This window comes from Sphingobium aromaticiconvertens (genome assembly GCF_037154075.1).
Classification (GTDB): domain Bacteria; phylum Pseudomonadota; class Alphaproteobacteria; order Sphingomonadales; family Sphingomonadaceae; genus Sphingobium; species Sphingobium aromaticiconvertens.
Window position 1 is genome coordinate 2,023,400 of sequence record NZ_JBANRJ010000001.1, and the last position, 18,703, is coordinate 2,042,102.

The window sequence follows — 18,703 nt, forward strand, 5'->3', positions numbered from 1 at the left end:
GCGGACCGCATGACCGATCAGCCAGACTATAAAGCCACCGTATTCCTCCCCGTCACCGACTTCCCCATGAAGGCGGGGCTGGCCCAGAAGGAGCCGGCGATTGCCGCGCGCTGGGCGGCGATGGACCTGTATGGCAAGCTGCGCGAACGCCGCGCGGGGCGTGAGCGTTTCATCCTGCATGATGGCCCGCCCTATGCCAATGGCGACATCCATATGGGCCATGCGATGAACAAGGTGCTGAAAGACATCATCGTCCGCAGCCAGTCGTTGTTGGGTAAGGACGCGCCCTATGTGCCCGGATGGGATTGCCACGGCCTGCCGATCGAATGGAAGATCGAGGAAGAATATCGCAAGAAGAAGCTGAACAAGGACGAGGTTCCGCCGCAGGAGTTTCGCGCCCAGTGCCGCGCCTATGCCGATAAATGGGTGGACGTGCAGAAGGAGCAGTTCAAGCGTCTGGGCGTAATGGGCGATTGGGCCGATCCCTACCTGACCATGAAGTTCGACGCCGAGGCGACGATCGTCGGCGAACTGCTGAAATTCGCGGAAAGCGGCCAGCTCTATCGCGGCGCCAAGCCCGTCATGTGGTCCCCGGTCGAAAAGACCGCGCTGGCCGAGGCCGAGGTCGAATATGAGGATGTCGTGTCGACCCAGATCGACCTGGCGTTCGAGATCATGAAAGCACCGAATGCGCCAGAACTGGTCGGCGCCCATGCGGTGATCTGGACGACGACCCCATGGACGATCCCTGTGAACCAGGCGATCGCTTATGGGGAGGGGGTTGAATATGAACTTGTAAAATGGGTTGATAGCAACAATCAGACTGTGGCGGGTCCGTTCCTGATTGCTGTCGATCTCGTCGATCCGTTTCTGGCGCGTGTTGGGCATAACAGTATTTCGCGCTTCATAGGCGATGAGTTACCTAGCGGCGCGCTTCTAAATCTTAGTGGCAAGCGGATTGTCGGCTCTCAACTCGCAGGCGCTATCGCCCGCCACCCAATGCACAAGCTCGGTGGCTTTTTCGCCAAGCCTCGCCCATTCCTCGCAGCCGACCATGTCACCACCGACGCGGGCACCGGCCTTGTCCACATGTCCCCCGACCATGGCGAGGAGGATTTCATCGTCTGCAAGAAGCTGGGCATCGACCCGGTCTTCGCGGTGGACGATGGCGGCTTCTACCGCAATGACTGGGAATGGCTCCCCGGACAGGGCAGCGTCATCAACACCAAGTTCAACGGTCCTGATGGCCCGATCTGCACCGATCTGCGCGAAGCGGGGGCGTTGCTGTCCTCGGGTGAGTTCAAGCATAGCTATCCCCATAGCTGGCGATCGAAGGCGCGGATCATCTATCGCTGCACCCCGCAATGGTTCATCCCGATGGACAAGCCGCAGGGCGACGGAAGTTTTGTCGATGTCGATGGCGGCGTCCTGCCGACCCCGATCATCGCCTCCAACGGCCCGACCCTGCGCGAAGTCGCGCTCGACGCGATCGAGCAGACGCGTTGGGTGCCGGAGCGGTCGACCAACCGTATCCGATCGATGGTGGAGGGTCGCCCGGACTGGGTGATCAGCCGCCAGCGCGCCTGGGGCGTGCCGATTGCGCTCTATGTCCATCGCAAGAGTGGCCAGTATCTTGTTGATCCATTGGTGAATGATCGGATCGTTGCGGCGTTCAAGGCGGGCGGAGCAGATGCCTGGTTCGGCGCGGATCATCAGGCGCTTCTGGGGTCGGATTACGACCTTAACGACTATGAAGTCGTCAACGACATTCTCGACGTGTGGTTCGACAGCGGCTCAACGCACAGCTTCGTGGTCGAGGCGCGCTATGGTCCTGATGCCCGCGCGGACCTCTATATCGAAGGATCGGACCAGCATCGCGGCTGGTTCCAGTCTTCGCTGCTGGAAAGCTGTGGCACACGCGGTCAGGCGCCTTTTGGCGCGGTACTGACGCATGGCTTCGCGCTGGACGGCAATGGCCGCAAAATGTCCAAGAGCCTTGGCAATGTCGTCGATCCGCTCAAGATCATGGGCGAAAGCGGCGCGGACATATTGCGCGTCTGGGTCGCCAGCACCGATTATTTTGATGATGTGCGGATCGGCAAGGAAGTGCTGGCCGGGTCGTCCGACGCCTATCGCAAGCTGCGCAATAGCTTCCGCTACATGCTGGGCGCGCTGTCGGATTATGACGAAAGCGAAGCGGTCTCCTATGACGACATGCCGGAACTGGAGCGCTACATGCTCCACCGTCTGGCGGAACTGGATGCGGAACTGCGCGCTGTGGTGGACAAGGCGGCGGGCAGCGACAACTGGCTGGAATTCAGCCGCTATACTCGCGCGCTGTTCGACTTTGCCAACAGCGACCTCAGCGCCTTCTTCTTCGATATTCGCAAGGATCGCCTCTATTGCGATGCAAAGAGCGACCCCAAGCGGCGCGCCTATCGCACTGTGCTGGACACGCTGTTCCATGCGCTGGTCCGTTACGCCGCGCCGATCATCCCCTTCACCGCTGAGGAAGTGTGGCAGAGCCGCTTCCCAAGTGACGAGGATAGCGTTCATTTCCTGGAGTGGCCGGACGTCGATCATCACTGGATCAACCGTCATCTGGACGACAAATGGACCGCATTGCGCAGCCAACGCGAACAGGTGAATGAAGCGATAGAGCCGCTGCGGCGTGAGAAGATCGTGCGCTCCAGCCTGGAAGCGGACGTGACCATGGGCGAGCTGCTGCCGGTGGGCGATGTCGATTTCGCCGAGGTGGCGATCGTCGCCCGCGTGACCATGGGCGTGGGCGATGGCATCATCGTGGAGCCGTCCGACTGGCACAAATGCGGCCGCTGCTGGCGGTTGCTGCCCGAAGTCACGCAGGACGGCGCCTTGTGCGACCGTTGTGACGATGTGCTGAAGGACTGAGCGGACCCATGAACTCCAATCACCGCCCGCTGGGCCTGACCGTCGCGATCGGCGCCCTGTTGCTGGACCAGCTCATCAAATATACCGTCACCTATCCGCTGGCGCTGAAATCGCGGGCGGATGTGGGCATTGATCTGCTGCCGTTCTTCCGTCTGCGCTGGCTGGAAAATCGGGGCGTTTCTATGGGCTTTTTCCATGCGTCCAGCAACGGCGCCCGCTGGGCGCTGGTGGCGATGACGATGGTGATCGCCACCTTCGTTGCCGTTTGGATGTGGCGCGAACGGGCACGGCAGGATGTGGCGGCGCTGGGCCTGGTGCTGGGTGGCGCGATCGGCAATATCATTGATCGCGTGCGGCTGGGCTATGTCATCGATTATGCCGACCTGCATATCGGCGAATGGCGACCCTTCCTGATTTTCAACCTGGCCGACGCAGCGATCACCATCGGCGTGCTGATCCTGCTTGCGCGCGCGCTGTTGCTGCGCGAAAAGAGTCCAAAGACGGAGACATTACGATAATGCGCAAGTTGTTCCTCGCTGCTGGCCTGCTAACTGGCCTTACGGCTCTTTCGGGCTGCGGCTCCACCGGCCTGTTCGACCGTGAGCGGCCCGACGAGTTCGCCGTTTCGCGGCAGGCGCCGTTGGTGATTCCGCCTGATTTCGCGCTGGTGCCGCCTGCGCCGGGTGCGCCCTCGTCCAATAACGTGGATTCGGGCCGTGCCGCGATGGAGGCCATGTTCGGTGGTCCTGCGCCGCGTAGTTCGACCGAGACCACCGCGTTGACCGCGGCTGGCCGCGCCAGTGCCGCACCGGGCATTCGCTCGGCTGCTGGTGATCCTGCGACCGAAGTGGTGGACAAGGGCGCCGCCACGCGTGAGATCATCGCCGCGCCGGAAGGTGATGGGCAGGATGCCCGGGCTTCGGTGCCGAAGCAATGATCTCAGCGGGGTACTGATGGCCCCGATGGTCTGAAAAAAAGGTCCGGCGCCATTGTTGGTGCCGGACCTTTTTCTATGCCTGTTCCACCAGCGCCTTGAGCCGGGAGAGCGTGTCGTCCCACTGGGCATTGATCCGGTCGAGCCAGCTACGGGCATCCTCGATGGCCTGTCGGCGTAGCGCAACATGGACCTCTCGCCCGCTTTTGTGCCGGTCGATCAGACCTGCCTGATGCAGAACGTGGAGATGTTTGGTGACGGCCTGGCGAGTCATTGGCAGCGCCTCGCCAATTCGGGCGATTGACTGTGGTGCTCCGTCGCCGAGGCGCGCGATCAGTTGGAGGCGCGTGGGATCGCCCAGCGCCGCGAACAGGATCGCCGGGTTGGCTGGTGCAGGTTCAATCCTCGACATAGGTTTTGATATTCTGCACCTGTTCGGCCCAGCCGCCATCATTGCTGCGCATGACATTCGTGCGGCGCGGTTCCGGCACCGCATCGAAACCGCTTTCGGTGACGGTGAGGTGGGTGCCGGTTTCGGTCGGTTTCAGCACGAATTCCACCAGCGTCCATTCGGGCACGGGAACGCCGCTCTCCATCAGGGCCTTGTCACCGCCCGTCGCGGGCCATTCATAGGCGAAGCGGGTCATGGGTTCGATCGCGACGATCCGCGCCTCCCACCGATATTCTTCATAGCCGGGATAGGTCATATGGCCGGTCGAGGATTGGTCGATGGCAAAAGGCTGGTCGAGCGCGACGCGGAACCAGCTACCGAATTTTTCATGATCGATCAGCGCGTCCCAGACTTTTTCCACCGGGGCGGCGATGTCGACGGTCTTGATGATAGAATTGGGCATAAGGCAACCTCCTGGTTGCGCTTATAGGGCGGTGTGAAGGTTTATGCAACCAAATGATTGCCTAATGCCCTGCTATGTCCTTTGTTACCATTGTCAGATAGTCGGCGCGGTCCGCGATCACCTTGGCGCGGCAGCTTGGGTAGGAGATCACCTGACCCTCCCGACCCCAATCGCCATTGGCGCGCCACAGGCAACTTCTGTCCTTATAGGCGATCCACGCCCGTTGCTCGGTCAGAAGGTCGCGTTTACTGGCGGCGGACAGTCTGGAATAGAGGGATTTCCAGCGTGCATTGAGCCGCGCTTCCTCCCGTGCGATCCAGGCTGAGCCGCAATCGTTGAAGTCCACATTACTGACGGCCTTGTTCATGCAGGCGTCGTAACGTGTGTCGGCCTGAACGGGGACCGAAACCAGCAAAGCCAGTGCGGCCAGCCCATATCGCATGAGACTCAAGCCCGCGCACCCGCGTCAAGGCCAGCACTATTATGGCGCAGCGCGGTCAGCACGGTATCGACAATGGCGTCGGCATCGAGCCGCGCATCGGCATATTGTTTTTCGGGCTTGTCCTGATCCTGAAAAATGTCGGGCAGGCGCATGGTGCGGAGCTTGAGGCCCGCGTCGGTGAGGCCCAGATCGCTGGCATAAGTAAGGACATGGGCGCCAAGGCCGCCGATGGCGCCTTCCTCCACAGTCACGGCGACTTCGTGAGTGCTGAGCAGCTTGCGGATCATCGCTTCGTCCAGCGGCTTGGCAAAGCGCAGGTCGGCGACGGTGGTGGAAAGCCCTTTGGCCTCCAGCGCCTCGGCGGCCTTCACGGCTTCTTCAAGCCGTGTACCCAGCGAGAGGATGGCGACCTGACGCCCTTCCTTTATGATGCGGCCCTTGCCGATTTCCAGTCGCTCGGGGACGGCAGGAAGCTCTATGCCGGTGCCGTTGCCGCGCGGATAGCGCACCGCGATCGGGCCGTCGTCATGCATCGCGCAGGTGTGGACCATGTGGACCAGTTCGGCCTCGTCAGCCGCGGCCATGACCACGAAATTGGGCAGGGAGGCGAGATAAGTGACGTCGAAGCTGCCCGCATGGGTGCTGCCGTCAGCGCCGACCAGTCCGGCACGGTCGATGGCGAAACGGACGGGCAGGTTCTGGATCGCCACGTCATGCACGACCTGATCATAGGCGCGCTGGAGGAAGGTCGAGTAGATGGCGCAGAAGGGCCGCATTCCCTGCGCGGCGAGGCCCGCCGCAAAAGTGACGGCATGTTGTTCGGCGATGCCGACGTCGAAGATGCGATCGGGGAAGACGGTCTGGAATTTGTCGAGACCAGTGCCCGAGGGCATGGCGGCGGTGATGGCGCAGACCGATGGATCGCGCCGGGCCTCGGCGATCAGCGCCTGGGCGAAGATGTTGGTGTAGCTCGGCGGTCCGGGCGGGGCCTTTGCCTGCGTGCCGGTGACGACGTCGAATTTCTGGACGCCATGATATTTGTCGGCCGCGTTTTCGGCGGGGCCATAGCCCTTGCCCTTTTGCGTGACGACATGGATCAGGCACGGCCCTTCGGCCGCGTCCCGGACATTTTCGAGGACCGGGATAAGCTGGTCGAGATTGTGACCGTCGATCGGGCCGACATAATAGAAGCCCAACTCTTCGAATAGCGTGCCGCCCATCGCCATGCCGCGCGCAAATTCATCGGTCTTGCGCGCCGCCTTGTGCAGCGGGCCGGGCAGTTTGCGGGCCAGGCGCTTGAACGTGTCACGCACCGACAGAAATTCGCGGCTGGAGACGATTCGCGCGAGATAGGCGGACAGGCCACCGACCGGTGGCGCGATCGACATATCATTGTCGTTGAGGATGACGACGAGGCGGTTTCCGGCCTCTCGCGCGTTATTCATCGCCTCATAGGCCATGCCCGCCGACATCGCGCCGTCACCGATGACCGCGATGGCTTTGCCGGGCTGGCCCTTCATCTTGTTGGCGACGGCAAAGCCCAGCGCGGCGCTGATCGAGGTGGAACTGTGCGCCGCGCCGAACGGATCATAGTCGCTTTCGGCGCGCTTGGTGAAGCCGGACAGACCACCGCTCTGACGCAGCGTGCGGATACGGTCACGGCGGCCGGTCAGGATCTTGTGCGGATAGCATTGGTGGCCGACATCCCAGATCAACCGGTCGGTGGGCGTGTCGAACGCATAATGGATGGCGGTCGTGAGTTCGACCACGCCAAGGCCGGAGCCCAGATGGCCGCCCGTGACGCCGACCGCGGAAATCACTTCCTGCCGCAGTTCATCCGCAAGCTGGCGCAGGTCTTCGGGCGCGAGCTTGCGAAGATCGGCGGGGACGTCGACGCGGTCGAGCATCGGGGTAAGGGGGCGGTCGGTCATTATTCTGGTAATCTCCCAAGACCGCTCTGCCCGTGCCGGGCGCAGCGATCAAGTCGCGTCACGCGATGCACTTCGCGCAGGTGCCCAATATCTCGATTACCGGGCGTTCTGCGGTGAACCCGGCATGCGTGGCAACGGCGCGCACGTCGTTGGTCACCGTGTCATCATCGACATGGGTTGCTTCCTTGCAGGTGCGGCAGACCAGGAAGATGCAGTCGTGGCGGCAGCCGGGATGGGCGTTGGCGATATAGGCGTTGGCGCTTTCCACGCGCATGGCGATGTTGTTCGACACGAACAGATCAAGGATGCGGTATACACTGTTGGGGGCAACCCGCTTTCCACGCGCCTTCGATACATTGTCGGCAATGTCATAGGCGGATGCGGGCTTGTCCTGTGCGGCGAGCGCATCGAAGATGGCGGCGCGCATCGGCGTCCATTGTTCGCTTTTCGCTTCCAATGTCGCTTGCGCCGCGTCGGCCAGACTAGGCCCGGTCGGTTCGTGATGGTGATGATGGTCGTGCGCCATCCTGCCTATCTAGGCGGCTGTGCCACGCGGAGCAAGTGGCGGGGGTGCAGATCGGGCGGCAGATAAAGCGCATGTGCGTGCGCCAAGCGGCTTCTAACCTGCGTGCATCCGTCCTACATGGGGGCATGAACGCGCCGCTATACAATAAAGACATTCTTCGCCTTGCCGCCTCTATTCCCCATCATCGGCGCCTGACCGACCCGCAGGCGAGTGTGGAGAAGCGATCGCCTACCTGCGGCTCGCGTGTCACCGCCGATGTGCGGATGGCGGACGGGCGAGTGGCTGAGATCGGGCTGGAGGTGCGCGCTTGCGCGCTGGGGCAGGCATCCACCGCATTGATGGCGGCGCAGGCGATCGGCATGAGTGCCGAGGAACTGGCCGACGCGCGCGACAGGCTTGCCGCCTATCTTGCCGGTGAGAGTGACGAGCTGGACTTCTGGCCCGGCCTTGCCGTGCTGGCCCCCGCGCGGGCCTATCCGGCGCGCCATGCCTCTATCCGGCTGGGCTTCGAGGCGATCGCCGAAGCTGCACGGATGGCGGACGCATGATCCTGAACATTGCTGCGGCAGCCGCGACCAAGGCCAGCGATGGCCCAAGCGCCACCGATATATTGCTGACCGAAGGCGTGGTGCTGCTGGGTGCAGCGGTATTGTTCGTCCTGCTGTTCCGCCGTTTCGGGCTGGGTGCAGTGCTGGGCTATCTGGTCGCGGGCGCGCTGGTCGGGCCGCAGGGGCTGGGGCTGGTCGGTGGCGCCGAATCGAAGCTGGCGATTGCGGAGATCGGCATCGTCCTGCTGCTGTTCCTGGTGGGGCTGGAGCTTAATCCGGCGCGATTATGGCGGTTGAAACGGGATATTTTCGCGCTGGGGCTGGCACAGGTGGTCCTGTGCGGACTGGCGCTGATGACGATTATATTCTTCACCACCGGCTTTACCTGGGGCGCGGCCATCGCGCTGGGCCTGCCGCTGGCGCTGTCGTCCACCGCACAGGTCTTACCGGCTCTCAAGAGCAGCGGACGGATCAACTCGCCTTTTGGTGAGAAGGCCTTTTCGATCCTGCTATTCCAGGACCTGTCGATCGTTCCGCTAATCACCATCATCGCCGCTTTATCGCGCAATCCGACCGACGCCGCTGGTCCGCCGGGGCTGTTGCTGGCTGGCTATACGATCGCGGCGATTGCGGGGCTGGTGCTGGCCGGGCGCTTCATCCTGCGGCCCTTGTTGCGGCTGGTGGGCGGCCTTGGCGAGCGCGAACTGTTCGTGGTCGTGGGCCTTTTTACCGTGCTGGCGGCGGCTGCGCTCATGCATTCGCTGCATCTGTCGACAGCGCTGGGCGCGTTCGTCGCGGGTGTCATGCTGGCCGATTCGCCCTACCGGCATGAAATTGAATCAGATGTGGAGCCGTTCCGTTCGATCCTGCTCGGCCTCTTCTTCCTGGCGGTCGGCATGGTGCTGGATCTGCGCGCGGTGGCGGCGAACCCGATCTTCGTCATCGGCATGGCTGCGATACTGGTTGCGACCAAGGCGGGGATCGTGGCGCTACTGGCACGGTTGTTCGGGATGGAATGGAAACAGGCGATCGGTATCGGCCTGCTGCTGAGTCAGGGCGGTGAGTTCGGCTTCGTTCTGTTCGCACAGGCGCAGAATGCCTATCTGATTGCGCCGCAGGCCGGGTCGCTGTTCAGCGCCATCGTCACCGTCTCCATGGCGACGACGCCGTTCCTGATGCTGTTCGCGCGGCGGCTGGAATTCGCGCCGTCGAAGGACGGTTCGGACCTGCCCGGACCCGACGAAGCGCCGCGCGGCAACGCCATCATCGTGGGCTATGGCCGGTTCGGCCAGACCGTCGCGCAAATGTTGATGGGCCATGGCTTTGGTGTCACGCTGATCGACAAGAAGCCGACGCAGATCGAACTGTCCAGCAAGTTCGACATGAACGTCTCTTATGGCGATGGCACGCGGATAGACCTGCTGCGACGGGCCGGCGGTGATGAGGCGAAATTGATCGCCTTCTGCATCGACGATCCTTCGCTGGACGCAAAGCTGCTCCAACCGATAGCGGAGGCTTTCCCGCAGGCGGCGCTGTTCGTGCGGGCGTTCGACCGGCGGCAGGTGTTGGCACTGGCGGACATGGATCTGGCGGGCGTGGTGCGGGAGGTGTTCGAATCAGCGGTGTGCATGGGCGTGCAGGCCATGGAAGCGCTGGGCGTGCCAGAGGCGGAGGTCGCGGAGGTGGAACGGCAATATCGCGAGAGTGATGGTCGCCGCTTCGATCTTCAGCTTGAACATGGCAATCTTGTCGCGGCCAAGGAACTGATGTTCAGGCCGGGCAAAGGGATGCGGCTGCTCAGTCGCGGAGATGGGGAAGAGACATGATTGGTTTGATTGCAGCCATTTCCGCAGCGCTCGCCGTGGCTGCGGGGGCATTCGGCGCGCATGGCGCGGCTAGCCCACAGGCGGCTGAATGGCTGCGGACCGGGGGCCTATATCAACTGATCCACGCCGTTGCCGCTCTGGTGCTGATGGGGCAGGCGCGCGGGGCGGCGGTCACGCTGCTGGTCGGCGCGGCGATCTTTGCGCTGACGCTCTATGCGATGGCCTTTGGCGGGCCGCGCTGGCTGGGTGCGGTGACGCCGATTGGCGGGACGCTGCTGATTGTTGGCTGGCTGTGGGCCGGGTGGAGCTATTGGCGGGGCTGATGCGCTGGAGCCAGATGGCTTTAAGTTGATCACCCTGTTTCCGTTCGTTCCGAGCGAAGTCGAGAAACGCCGCGCATAGGTTTCTCGACTTCGCTCGAAACGAACGGATCAAGGTAAGGTCATCCCGCTCTAGCCGCGATCTTCGTCCAGAAAAGCCGCCACATCGTCCAGCACGACCTCTTTCGACAGGAAGGTCTGGCCGATGCCGCGCGCCAGCAGGAAGGGCAGGGTGCCCGCCGCCATCTTCTTGTCATGCAGCATATGGCCGACCAGTTCCTTGCCGCCTGCGGTGACATGCGCGGTTGCGAGGTCATGGGGCAGGCCTACCGCCTTGAGATGTGCGGTCACGCGTTCTGCATCGGCCTGCGGGCAGATTCCCAAATGCGCGGAATAGCGAAAGGCGAGGGCCATGCCCGCCGCGACGCCCTCGCCATGGAGAAGCGTATCGGAAAAGCCGGTGTCGGCTTCCAGTGCATGACCGAAGGTGTGTCCAAGGTTGAGAAGGGCGCGGCGGCCGGAGGTTTCACGCTCGTCATCGGCAACGATCGCGGCCTTGGCCGACACGCTGCGCTGAATGGCGAAGCTGCGGGCGTCGGGGGCGCCAGCGAGCAGCTTTTCGCCTTCGGACTCGCACCAGGCGAAGAAATCAGGATCGTCGATCAGGCCATATTTGACCACCTCGGCATAGCCCGCGCGGACCTCGCGCGGGGGGAGCGTATCGAGGGTCGAGGGGTCGACAAGCACGAAGCTGGGCTGGTGGAAGCTGCCGATCAGATTCTTGCCCGCCGCCGCGTTGATGGCCGTCTTGCCGCCGACAGAACTATCGACCTGAGAGAGCAGCGTGGTGGGAACCTGCACGAACTGACAGCCGCGCTTCAGGATGGACGCGGCAAAGCCGACCAGATCGCCGATCACGCCGCCGCCCAGCGCCACGACATGATCGCCGCGCTCCACTTCCAGCGCCAGCAGGCGGTCGAGCAGGGTTTCCAGATGCCGCCAGCCCTTGGTCTTTTCGCCGGGCGGGAGGATGATGGACTCGATGGCGATATTCGCCGCTGTCATGCTGGCGGTCAGGCGGGGCAGTTGCGCCTGCGCCACCCGTTCGTCGGTGACGACCACCAGCCGTCCGCCGCGCGCATAGCGGGCCAGATGATCGGCAGCGCGGGTCAGCGCGCCCTCTTCGATCAATATGTCGTAGCTGCGCGCGCCCAGCGCCACGCTTACGATTGCCATAGGCTCAACGCTTCCAATATGTGATCGACGGTGGTTTCGTGGGGCGCGACGGCGCTCTTCACATGGATGGGCGCGAGCGCGTAAACAGGGTTGCGTCGCTCGGCCAGTTCGGTGAGCACCACGCGCGGGTCGCGGTCTTTCAGCAGCGGTCTGCCTTCGCGGCGGGATACACGGTCGACCAATATGTCGATGTCGGCGTCCAGCCAGACGGCAGTTGCATGATCGAGAATCAAGGCGCGCGTTTCATCCTGCATGAACGCGCCGCCGCCAGTGGCGATGATCTTGGGCACGCCGTCCATCAGGCGGGATATGACGCGGCGTTCACCGTCGCGAAAATGCGCTTCGCCATAGCGATCGAACATCTCGGCGATGGTCATGCCCGCCGCCTTTTCAATCTCTTCATCTGCATCGATGAACGGGGCGCCAAGCCGCGAAGCGAGCCTCCGTCCAACCGTGGACTTGCCCACGCCCATCATGCCGACCAGCACGATTGGACCGCGCTTTGCCCATGGAGGGGAGGATTTGCTGTTTCGCTGCATGCCGAGCGGGGCTATACAGCCCCCCGTCGAAGAGGCAAATCGCAAGTTTTAGGCTGGTCATTCCGGCCATATGAAGGGCCCATGAAGAGCAATCGCAGCTTTAGCAATTTCGAAGGCGGCTCGCGCCGTCGCACCCGTTTGCCGATCATTCCGATCATATTGGTGCTGATTGTCATCGGCCTGCTGGCCCTGTTCTGGTCGAAGGGCGGGGAACAGCCGCAGCAGCGCGTGGAAAAAGCCATTCCCGCCGAAAAGCTGGGCAAATAGGCTCGATGAGTTTCGCGCGGCGGAACGCCAAATGGATCGTGGGAACGGCTGCGTTGGCGCTGACCTTGCCTGTGGTCGCGCAGCAAGCGCCCGAATCGCTGCTGCCGCCGGGTTTCGGCGACGCGCCTGAAGCGCCGAAGCAGGCGCCTGCCTCGACGCCTTCGGCCAGCCCTGCGCCGAATCTCTCCCCTGACGCGCCGCCTGCTGTAGCGCTGACCAATCCACAGCCGCAGTCCAATGCTGCCGATACGCAGGCCAGCGCCGCCGAAAATGCGATGAGCGAGGAGGAACTGGCGGCGGAAAAGGCGAAGTACGATTTGCCGGACAGCGCTCGCCGGTCGCTCGACAGGATCGGGCCGTTGACACCGCAATCGCGTGGACTGGCTGCCAATGCCTTTGGATCGCAGTCCGGTCAGTTCCTTGCCACGCTGATGAAGCAGACCCGCGCACCGGTCACGTCGCGCTGGGCCTCCATTCTGTTGCGTCGTGCATTGCTGTCGGCGACCGACACGCCCGGCGATATCAATGGCGCGGACTGGGCGGCGGAACGCGCCTGGCTGCTGTTGCGGATGGGGGAAGCGGACAGCGCCCGGATGATGGTGCAGAGCGTCGATCCCGACAAGTTCACACCGCGCCTGTACGCCATCGCCATGCAAACCTATCTGGCGGCGGCCGATCCGGCGGGCCTGTGTCCATTGGCGGCGGGCGCGCGCAGGGTCAGCAAGGAACCGGCCTGGACGATGAGCGAGCCGATCTGTGCCGCGCTGTCGGGCGATCAGGGGTCGGCGAGCGGGGCGCTCAATCAGGCGCAGCGCCGTGGCGTAGTGCGCGGCATCGACTATCGGCTGGCCGAGAAGGTTGTCGGCACCGGCTTCAACGCGCGTCGCTCGGTCAAGATCGAGTGGGAAGGCGTTGATCGGCTGACGGCCTGGCGCTTCGGCCTCGCCACCGCGCTCAATGTCGAAATTCCTGATCCGTTGTTCGGTACGGTCGGCGCGCATGTCCGCGCTTGGCAGGGTCGCGCGCCTGCGTTGACGGCGATTCGCCGCCTGCATGGTGCGGAAACGGCGGCACGGCTGGGTGTCTTTTCCAGCGCAGGGCTTGTGGGTTTCTATAGTCAGTTGAACGCCGAAGGTGATCTGTCGGGTGATACCGCTGATCGTGTCGAAGCTCTGCGGACGGCCTATTCCGCTGGCACCGTGAGCGGTCGGATCGAGGCGATGCGGACGCTTTGGGCGCCCAGCGAGCAGTCCGGGGATCAAGGCGGTCAAGGGACCAGCTATATTGGCCTGATCGCCACGGCGCGGGCTGCGGCGGCGCTGCCGGTCGCACAGGCCGATGGTGCTGATGGCGCTCGCCTGATCGCGGCGATGTTAAGCGCGGGTTATGACCGCAATGCTGCCCAGTGGGCGCGGGCGCTGGGCCAGATGAACGGACCAGGCGCGCAGGATGCCTGGGCGCTGCTGGCGTTGGGGGCGCCCAGCCCGGTGGTGGAGATCAGCACCGGCAGGGTGTCGACCTATGTCGGTGAAGCGGGGCCAGCCAAGGGGCGGATGCTGATCGCGGGCCTTGCGGGACTCGCGCGTCTGCCCGCCGATGAAGCGGTCCAGGCCGCGCAGGAGAATGGCTTTGCGCTAGCGGTCAACAGCCGCTGGTCGCGCGCCATCGGCGCGGCGGCGCAGCGGGGCGAGCAGGGTACGGTCGCGCTGTTGGCTGCCGTCGGTATGCAGACGGCGGACTGGCAAAGGCTGCCGCCGGGGCATCTCTATCATATCGTCGCCGCGCTGCATCGCGTCGGTCTCGACCCCGAGGCGCGGATGATCGCGGCAGAGGCGATTGCCCGGCTTTAGGGAGTTGCTGCATGGCGGATGACGACCGGCTGCTGATCGACCGCTTTCTGGAGATGATGGCGGCGGAGCGTGGAGCGTCGCGCAATACGTTGCTGGCCTATCGCAGCGATCTGGACGGTGCGCGGCTGATCGCGGGTGGCTTGGCCGATGCGTCGACGGCGATGCTGGAGCGGCTCAGTCCGGCCTGGGTTACGCTGTCCGCCTCAACCGTGGCCCGAAAAGTGTCTGCCCTGCGCGCGTTCTACGCCTTTCTGGAAGAGGAAGGGCTGCGCGCGGACAATCCATCCGCCATGTTGCCGCGTCCCATAACGCGGCGGCCGTTGCCCAAGATCCTGTCCGCCGCTGATGTCGATCGGCTGTTCGGGGTGATCGAGGCGCGGCTGGCGGTCGATTCGCCTGTGCCGCATGACCTGCGTCTCTCCGCGTTCATCGAACTCCTCTACGGGTCCGGGTTGCGCGCGACGGAACTGGTGTCGCTGCCGCGCCGTGCACTTTCGGGCGATCGTCCTTTCCTGATCTTGCGGGGCAAAGGCGGGCAGGAGCGGCTGGTGCCGATTTCCGATCGGGCGCGTGCGGCCGTTGCCGCATGGGTATCCCATATCCCACCCGACAGCGTCTGGCTGTTCCCATCGGGCAAAAGCCATATGAGCCGCATTCGCCTCTATCAGTTGGTGAAGGCGCTTGCCGGGGCAGCGGGCATCGACCCGGATAGGGTCAGCCCGCATGTGTTGCGTCATGCCTTTGCCACGCATTTGCTGGAGGGCGGGGCGGACTTGCGCGCGCTTCAGTCGATGCTGGGTCATGCCGATATCGGCACGACCCAAATCTATACCCATGTCGACAGTCGCAGGCTGGTCGAACTGGTCAACAGTCGCCATCCGCTCGCGACCATGAAGGCTGCGCGTTGACGAGCCGCTCCACGCGCCCTAACGCGAATCCCATGGTTAGCTTTCTGGAATTTGAAAAGCCGGTTGCCGAGTTGGAGGCGCGCATCAATGAACTGCGCGCGACTGCGAGCGGCGGCGACATCGACATCGACGGCGAGATCGACAAGCTGGAGCAGCGCTCCCGCAAGCTGCTGCTCGACACTTATGCCAAACTGTCCCCGTGGCAGAAGACACAGGTGGCCCGCCATCCCGAACGTCCGCATTTCAAGGACTATGTGGCGGGCATGTTCGACAATTTCATGCCGCTGGCGGGCGACCGCGCCTTCGCCGACGATCAGGCGATCATCGGCGGGTTTGCGACGCTGGACGAGCAGAAGGTCATGGTCATTGGCCATGAAAAGGGCGACGATACCGCCAGCCGCGTGCGTCACAATTTCGGCATGGCCAAGCCGGAAGGCTATCGCAAGGCGATCCGCCTGATGCAGATGGCTGACCGGTTCGGCCTGCCGGTGGTGACGCTGGTCGATACGTCGGGGGCTTTCCCCGGCATTCAGGCTGAAGAGCGCGGTCAGGCCGAAGCCATCGCCCGGTCAACCGAAGCCTGTCTGGCGCTGGGCGTGCCAATGATCGCCGCTGTTGTGGGTGAGGGCGGATCGGGTGGCGCGGTTGCGCTCGCGGCTGCCAATCGCGTGCTGATGTTCGAACATGCCGTCTATTCGGTGATCTCACCCGAAGGCTGCGCCTCCATCCTGTGGCGTACCGCCGATAAGGCGAGCGATGCGGCGACGGCGATGCAGGTGACAGCGCAGCACCTCAAAGGCTTGGGCGTGATCGACCGGATCGTGCCAGAGCCGGCCGGCGGCGCCCATCGTGAACCGGTGCAGGCAATCGCTAGCCTGGGGGCTGCCATCGGCGAGGAACTCGCGGCGCTGGTTGGGCTAAGCCCTGACGCCCTGCGGACGGATCGCGCCGACAAGTTCCTGGCGATTGGCGCCTAGAGCATCGTGCGAAAAGTGCGCACCGGTTTTTCGCAAAAAACGATGCGACAACAAAAAACTGGAGCAAGCGATCTGCGTCAGATTTAATGTAGCTTGCTCTAGGCCGTAGTGACATTTTAGGGATTCACGTTGGATTAGATTTTTGCTTCAAGACTGGCTTTTGGAGGCTGGTGTGAAAGGGGATGTTCTCAGAGACGATAAATGGGAGCGACTACGCGAGTTTGTGCCGGGTGGTCGCAAGGGACGACGTGGCCCGCGTAGCGACACGGGCGGCGCTTTCTTGATGCGTTGCTATGGTTGGCACGTTCGGGCGGACGGTGGCGTGATTTGCCGGAGAAGTTCGGCCCCTATCAGACGGCCAAACGACGCTATTACCGTTGGGTCGAGCAAGGCGTGATCGACCGGATATTCGAGGCCGTGTCGGATGATCCCGACATCGAATGGCTGGCGATCGATGCGACCGTGATCCGCGCTCAGGCCCAGGCGGCCGGGGCACGGGTAAAAAGGGGAGCGCTCAAGCCCAAGCTCTCGGGCGATCCAGAGGTGGATTCGGCACTAAAATCCATGCCGTAGTCGATGCCCTCGGCTTGCCGATCCGTTTCATTCTGGGTCCCGGCCAGCAAAACGACATGGCACACGCTTGCGATCTGATCCGGGGCATCCCCGCTGAAAAGATTCTGGCTGATCGCGCCTATCACGCCGCCAGATTGCACGACCTCATCTACAGCCAAGGCGGCGAGCCGGTCATCCCGCCCCGCCGCCATCGCAAATGCCGGGGCGGTGAGCGCGTCTGCTACTCGCTTCGAAATCCGTTTCCCCGCCTTGCCGGGAACGTCTGACCTGCCCTATCGGTTGGACAGTGACGGGAACGGATCGGGAGGACGCATGACAGGCAGGTTTTTGACCGGCAGCGCAGGGGTTGCGCTGGCCGCGCTTCTGGCGGTGCCATCGGCGACCGGACAGCAACGCCGGATCGAGACGGTCAGCGCCATCAGTGCGCAGGACAAAGCGACGGGCGCCAAGCAACATCCGCAGCTTTTGCAGGAATTTGGCGGCGCCTATCCGGGGACGCAGGCCAGATATGTCGAAACTGTCGGTCGTCGCATTGCGGTACAGTCGGGCCTGTCCAACGCGCAGGGTGATTTTACCGTCACGCTGCTCAACTCCCCGGTCAACAACGCCTTCGCCATCCCCGGCGGCTATGTCTATGTCACCCGCGCCCTGATGGCGCTGATGAATGACGAGGCGGAACTGGCGGGCGTATTGGGTCATGAAGTCGGTCATGTCGCTGCCCAGCACGGCCAACGACGCCAGCAGGCGGCGCAACGCAATGCGATCGGCGGAGCATTGTTGCAGGTGTTGACTGGCGCGCTGTTGGGCGATTCGGCGGTTGGTGGATTGTTGCAGAAGGGCATTGGGACCGGCAGCCAATTGCTGACGCTCAAATTTTCACGCAGCCAGGAATATGAAGCCGATGATCTGGGTATCCGCTATCTGGCGTCCGCTGGTTATGATGCAGGCGCCTTATCCTCCATGCTCGCGTCGCTGGCAGCGCAAAGCGCGTTGGATGCCCGAGTCGCGGGCAGTGCGCGGTCGATGCCGGAATGGGCCAGCACCCATCCTGATCCTGCTTCGCGCGTGAACCGTGCGGCCCGTAATGCGCAGGAAAGTGGGGCGATATCGAAGACTCGTAATCGCGATGCCTTTCTGAACGCGCTTAATGGCACGCTGTACGGAGATGATCCCAAACAAGGCGTCATCGACGGCAATCGCTTTCGTCATCCCGACCTTCGCCTGTCCTTTTCGGTGCCGTCAGGCTTCGGCATGGAAAATGGCGCGAATGCGGTGTCGGTTACCGGGTCGGGCGGGCAGGCGCAGTTCAGTTCGGTCGCCTATTCGGGCAATCTTGCCGACTATGTAAATGCCGTCTTCGCAAAGCTGGGCGGGCAGCAGGCGGGCGCTCCCCCCGCAGGTGAGGTGACGCGAACCACGATCAACGGTCTGCCGGCGGCCTATCGCACGCTGCGCGCCAACAGTCAGTCGGGGCAGGTGGATGCGACGGTATTCGCTTATGATTTTGGCGGCGGCAAAGCCTATCATTTTCTGCTGCTGACGGCTGCGGGCCAGGGTGTCGGGCCTTTTGCGCCGATGCTTCAGTCCATGCAGCGCTTGTCCGCTCAGGAGGCGGCGGTGATCAAGCCCCGGCGCGTACAGGTGGTGACGGTCAAGGCGGGGGATACTATCCAGTCGCTGGCAAAGCGGATGGCCTATACAGACGCCTCGCTGGAGCGTTTCCTGACGATTAATGCGTTGACCGACAATAGCAGTGTTCGCGCAGGGCAAAGGGTGAAGATCGTTACCTGGTAGCGATGGAATGCGGACGAGAAAAAAGGGCGACGGAATTTCTTCCGCCGCCCTTTTTATTATTATGGAGTAGGCGTTTTGAGGTTGCCTGACACATTGCTGAAGGTGCCCTTCAGATTGCTGCCCAGGCTCGTCATCGCGCCGATGGCGGCGACGGCGATCAGAGCGGCGATCAGGCCGTATTCAATAGCGGTGGCGCCCTTTTCGTTCTTCAGCATCTTACGGATGAACTGCATGTTGTATCTCCTACAATGAAACCGTTTAACTACCC

General features: G+C 63.1%; 19 protein-coding genes and 1 pseudogene. 12 read left to right on the top strand and 8 right to left on the bottom strand.

Annotated features, from left to right (window positions below):
* The first annotated feature begins 9 nt into the window (after positions 1-9).
* The 3 genes from ileS to WFR25_RS09655 are packed head-to-tail and all read left to right on the top strand — an operon-like array spanning position 10 to position 3,847.
* Entirely contained in the window at positions 10-2,910 is a 2,901-nt protein-coding gene (gene ileS, locus WFR25_RS09645) for an isoleucine--tRNA ligase (RefSeq protein ID WP_336970496.1), read from the top strand.
* 8 nt (positions 2,911-2,918) lie between these two features.
* Positions 2,919-3,428, top strand: a complete 510-nt coding sequence (gene lspA, locus WFR25_RS09650; RefSeq protein WP_336970498.1) for a signal peptidase II — start codon at positions 2,919-2,921, stop codon at positions 3,426-3,428.
* The gene (locus WFR25_RS09655) at positions 3,428-3,847 is read left to right on the top strand and encodes a DUF3035 domain-containing protein (protein WP_336970499.1); all 420 of its coding nucleotides are present in this window, start codon (positions 3,428-3,430) and stop codon (positions 3,845-3,847) included. The genes lspA and WFR25_RS09655 overlap by 1 nt, the downstream gene beginning before the upstream one ends.
* Positions 3,848-3,920: 73 nt before the next feature.
* On the opposite strand, the gene WFR25_RS09660 is transcribed toward WFR25_RS09655, so the two are convergent.
* The 5 genes from WFR25_RS09660 to WFR25_RS09680 all read right to left on the bottom strand — a co-directional run bounded on the left by WFR25_RS09660 (position 3,921) and on the right by WFR25_RS09680 (position 7,597).
* On the bottom strand, positions 3,921-4,256 hold the full coding sequence (locus WFR25_RS09660) for an ArsR/SmtB family transcription factor (protein ID WP_336970501.1): 336 nt from the start codon (positions 4,254-4,256) through the stop codon (positions 3,921-3,923).
* Positions 4,243-4,698, bottom strand: a complete 456-nt coding sequence (locus WFR25_RS09665; protein ID WP_336970503.1) for an SRPBCC family protein — start codon at positions 4,696-4,698, stop codon at positions 4,243-4,245. The genes WFR25_RS09660 and WFR25_RS09665 overlap by 14 nt, the downstream gene beginning before the upstream one ends.
* A 61-nt stretch (positions 4,699-4,759) precedes the next feature.
* Complete coding sequence (locus WFR25_RS09670; protein ID WP_336974823.1) at positions 4,760-5,140, bottom strand: lysozyme inhibitor LprI family protein; 381 nt, start codon at positions 5,138-5,140, stop codon at positions 4,760-4,762.
* Positions 5,141-5,145: 5 nt separating this feature from the next.
* The gene (gene dxs / locus WFR25_RS09675) at positions 5,146-7,071 is read right to left on the bottom strand and encodes a 1-deoxy-D-xylulose-5-phosphate synthase (RefSeq protein ID WP_336970505.1); all 1,926 of its coding nucleotides are present in this window, start codon (positions 7,069-7,071) and stop codon (positions 5,146-5,148) included.
* Positions 7,072-7,129: 58 nt separating this feature from the next.
* On the bottom strand, positions 7,130-7,597 hold the full coding sequence (locus WFR25_RS09680) for a Fur family transcriptional regulator (protein WP_336970507.1): 468 nt from the start codon (positions 7,595-7,597) through the stop codon (positions 7,130-7,132).
* 125 nt (positions 7,598-7,722) lie between these two features.
* Between WFR25_RS09680 and WFR25_RS09685 the strand changes: the two genes are divergently transcribed.
* Genes WFR25_RS09685 through WFR25_RS09695 form a run of 3 tightly spaced genes read left to right on the top strand, consistent with a single transcriptional unit; the run spans position 7,723 to position 10,294 of the window.
* On the top strand, positions 7,723-8,145 hold the full coding sequence (locus WFR25_RS09685) for an iron-sulfur cluster assembly scaffold protein (RefSeq protein WP_336970509.1): 423 nt from the start codon (positions 7,723-7,725) through the stop codon (positions 8,143-8,145).
* Positions 8,142-9,971 carry a cation:proton antiporter domain-containing protein gene (locus WFR25_RS09690; protein ID WP_336970511.1) on the top strand — a complete coding sequence of 610 codons (1,830 nt, stop codon included), beginning with the start codon at positions 8,142-8,144 and terminating at the stop codon, positions 9,969-9,971. The genes WFR25_RS09685 and WFR25_RS09690 overlap by 4 nt, the downstream gene beginning before the upstream one ends.
* Complete coding sequence (locus WFR25_RS09695) at positions 9,968-10,294, top strand: DUF423 domain-containing protein (protein WP_336970513.1); 327 nt, start codon at positions 9,968-9,970, stop codon at positions 10,292-10,294. The genes WFR25_RS09690 and WFR25_RS09695 overlap by 4 nt, the downstream gene beginning before the upstream one ends.
* Positions 10,295-10,423: 129 nt before the next feature.
* On the opposite strand, the gene aroB is transcribed toward WFR25_RS09695, so the two are convergent.
* Positions 10,424-11,527: a 3-dehydroquinate synthase gene (aroB, locus tag WFR25_RS09700; RefSeq protein WP_336970514.1), complete on the bottom strand. Its 1,104-nt coding sequence runs from the start codon at positions 11,525-11,527 to the stop codon at positions 10,424-10,426.
* Positions 11,515-12,066: a shikimate kinase gene (locus tag WFR25_RS09705; protein WP_336970516.1), complete on the bottom strand. Its 552-nt coding sequence runs from the start codon at positions 12,064-12,066 to the stop codon at positions 11,515-11,517. The genes aroB and WFR25_RS09705 overlap by 13 nt, the downstream gene beginning before the upstream one ends.
* Before the next feature lie 81 nt (positions 12,067-12,147).
* On the opposite strand from WFR25_RS09705, the gene WFR25_RS09710 reads away from it, so the two are divergent.
* From WFR25_RS09710 to WFR25_RS09735, 6 genes and pseudogenes are all read left to right on the top strand, one after another.
* Positions 12,148-12,333 carry a hypothetical protein gene (locus tag WFR25_RS09710; RefSeq protein WP_336970518.1) on the top strand — a complete coding sequence of 62 codons (186 nt, stop codon included), beginning with the start codon at positions 12,148-12,150 and terminating at the stop codon, positions 12,331-12,333.
* A gap of 5 nt (positions 12,334-12,338) precedes the next feature.
* On the top strand, positions 12,339-14,183 hold the full coding sequence (locus WFR25_RS09715; protein ID WP_336970519.1) for a hypothetical protein: 1,845 nt from the start codon (positions 12,339-12,341) through the stop codon (positions 14,181-14,183).
* Between the two features lie 11 nt (positions 14,184-14,194).
* A complete protein-coding gene (locus WFR25_RS09720) occupies positions 14,195-15,091 on the top strand; it encodes a tyrosine recombinase (protein ID WP_336970520.1) in 897 nt (298 codons plus the stop codon).
* Between the two features lie 32 nt (positions 15,092-15,123).
* A complete protein-coding gene (locus tag WFR25_RS09725; RefSeq protein WP_336970522.1) occupies positions 15,124-16,068 on the top strand; it encodes an acetyl-CoA carboxylase carboxyltransferase subunit alpha in 945 nt (314 codons plus the stop codon).
* 172 nt (positions 16,069-16,240) lie between these two features.
* Positions 16,241-16,874, top strand: a pseudogene (locus WFR25_RS09730) (IS5 family transposase); the annotation flags it as partial.
* Between the two features lie 79 nt (positions 16,875-16,953).
* Positions 16,954-18,435: a M48 family metalloprotease gene (locus WFR25_RS09735; RefSeq protein WP_336970524.1), complete on the top strand. Its 1,482-nt coding sequence runs from the start codon at positions 16,954-16,956 to the stop codon at positions 18,433-18,435.
* A 59-nt stretch (positions 18,436-18,494) separates the two neighbouring features.
* Here WFR25_RS09735 and WFR25_RS09740 read toward each other — a convergent pair whose 3' ends face one another.
* Entirely contained in the window at positions 18,495-18,668 is a 174-nt protein-coding gene (locus WFR25_RS09740) for a Flp family type IVb pilin (protein ID WP_336970526.1), read from the bottom strand.
* Positions 18,669-18,703 lie beyond the last annotated feature (35 nt).

Bases quoted from the DNA above. Each gene is read 5' to 3' on its own strand.
- WFR25_RS09710 (WP_336970518.1), top strand. From the start codon at position 12,148: ATGAAGAGCAATCGCAGCTTTAGCAATTTCGAAGGCGGCTCGCGCCGT.
- WFR25_RS09695 (WP_336970513.1), top strand. From the start codon at position 9,968: ATGATTGGTTTGATTGCAGCCATTTCCGCAGCGCTCGCCGTGGCTGCG.
- WFR25_RS09670 (WP_336974823.1), bottom strand. From the start codon at position 5,140: ATGCGATATGGGCTGGCCGCACTGGCTTTGCTGGTTTCGGTCCCCGTT.
- WFR25_RS09740 (WP_336970526.1), bottom strand. From the start codon at position 18,668: ATGCAGTTCATCCGTAAGATGCTGAAGAACGAAAAGGGCGCCACCGCT.
- WFR25_RS09735 (WP_336970524.1), top strand. From the start codon at position 16,954: ATGACAGGCAGGTTTTTGACCGGCAGCGCAGGGGTTGCGCTGGCCGCG.
- dxs (WP_336970505.1), bottom strand. From the start codon at position 7,071: ATGACCGACCGCCCCCTTACCCCGATGCTCGACCGCGTCGACGTCCCC.
- aroB (WP_336970514.1), bottom strand. From the start codon at position 11,527: ATGGCAATCGTAAGCGTGGCGCTGGGCGCGCGCAGCTACGACATATTG.
- WFR25_RS09705 (WP_336970516.1), bottom strand. From the start codon at position 12,066: ATGCAGCGAAACAGCAAATCCTCCCCTCCATGGGCAAAGCGCGGTCCA.
- WFR25_RS09725 (WP_336970522.1), top strand. From the start codon at position 15,124: ATGGTTAGCTTTCTGGAATTTGAAAAGCCGGTTGCCGAGTTGGAGGCG.
- WFR25_RS09715 (WP_336970519.1), top strand. From the start codon at position 12,339: ATGAGTTTCGCGCGGCGGAACGCCAAATGGATCGTGGGAACGGCTGCG.
- WFR25_RS09660 (WP_336970501.1), bottom strand. From the start codon at position 4,256: ATGTCGAGGATTGAACCTGCACCAGCCAACCCGGCGATCCTGTTCGCG.
- WFR25_RS09655 (WP_336970499.1), top strand. From the start codon at position 3,428: ATGCGCAAGTTGTTCCTCGCTGCTGGCCTGCTAACTGGCCTTACGGCT.
- WFR25_RS09665 (WP_336970503.1), bottom strand. From the start codon at position 4,698: ATGCCCAATTCTATCATCAAGACCGTCGACATCGCCGCCCCGGTGGAA.
- WFR25_RS09720 (WP_336970520.1), top strand. From the start codon at position 14,195: ATGGCGGATGACGACCGGCTGCTGATCGACCGCTTTCTGGAGATGATG.
- lspA (WP_336970498.1), top strand. From the start codon at position 2,919: ATGAACTCCAATCACCGCCCGCTGGGCCTGACCGTCGCGATCGGCGCC.
- WFR25_RS09690 (WP_336970511.1), top strand. From the start codon at position 8,142: ATGATCCTGAACATTGCTGCGGCAGCCGCGACCAAGGCCAGCGATGGC.
- WFR25_RS09685 (WP_336970509.1), top strand. From the start codon at position 7,723: ATGAACGCGCCGCTATACAATAAAGACATTCTTCGCCTTGCCGCCTCT.
- WFR25_RS09680 (WP_336970507.1), bottom strand. From the start codon at position 7,597: ATGGCGCACGACCATCATCACCATCACGAACCGACCGGGCCTAGTCTG.
- ileS (WP_336970496.1), top strand. From the start codon at position 10: ATGACCGATCAGCCAGACTATAAAGCCACCGTATTCCTCCCCGTCACC.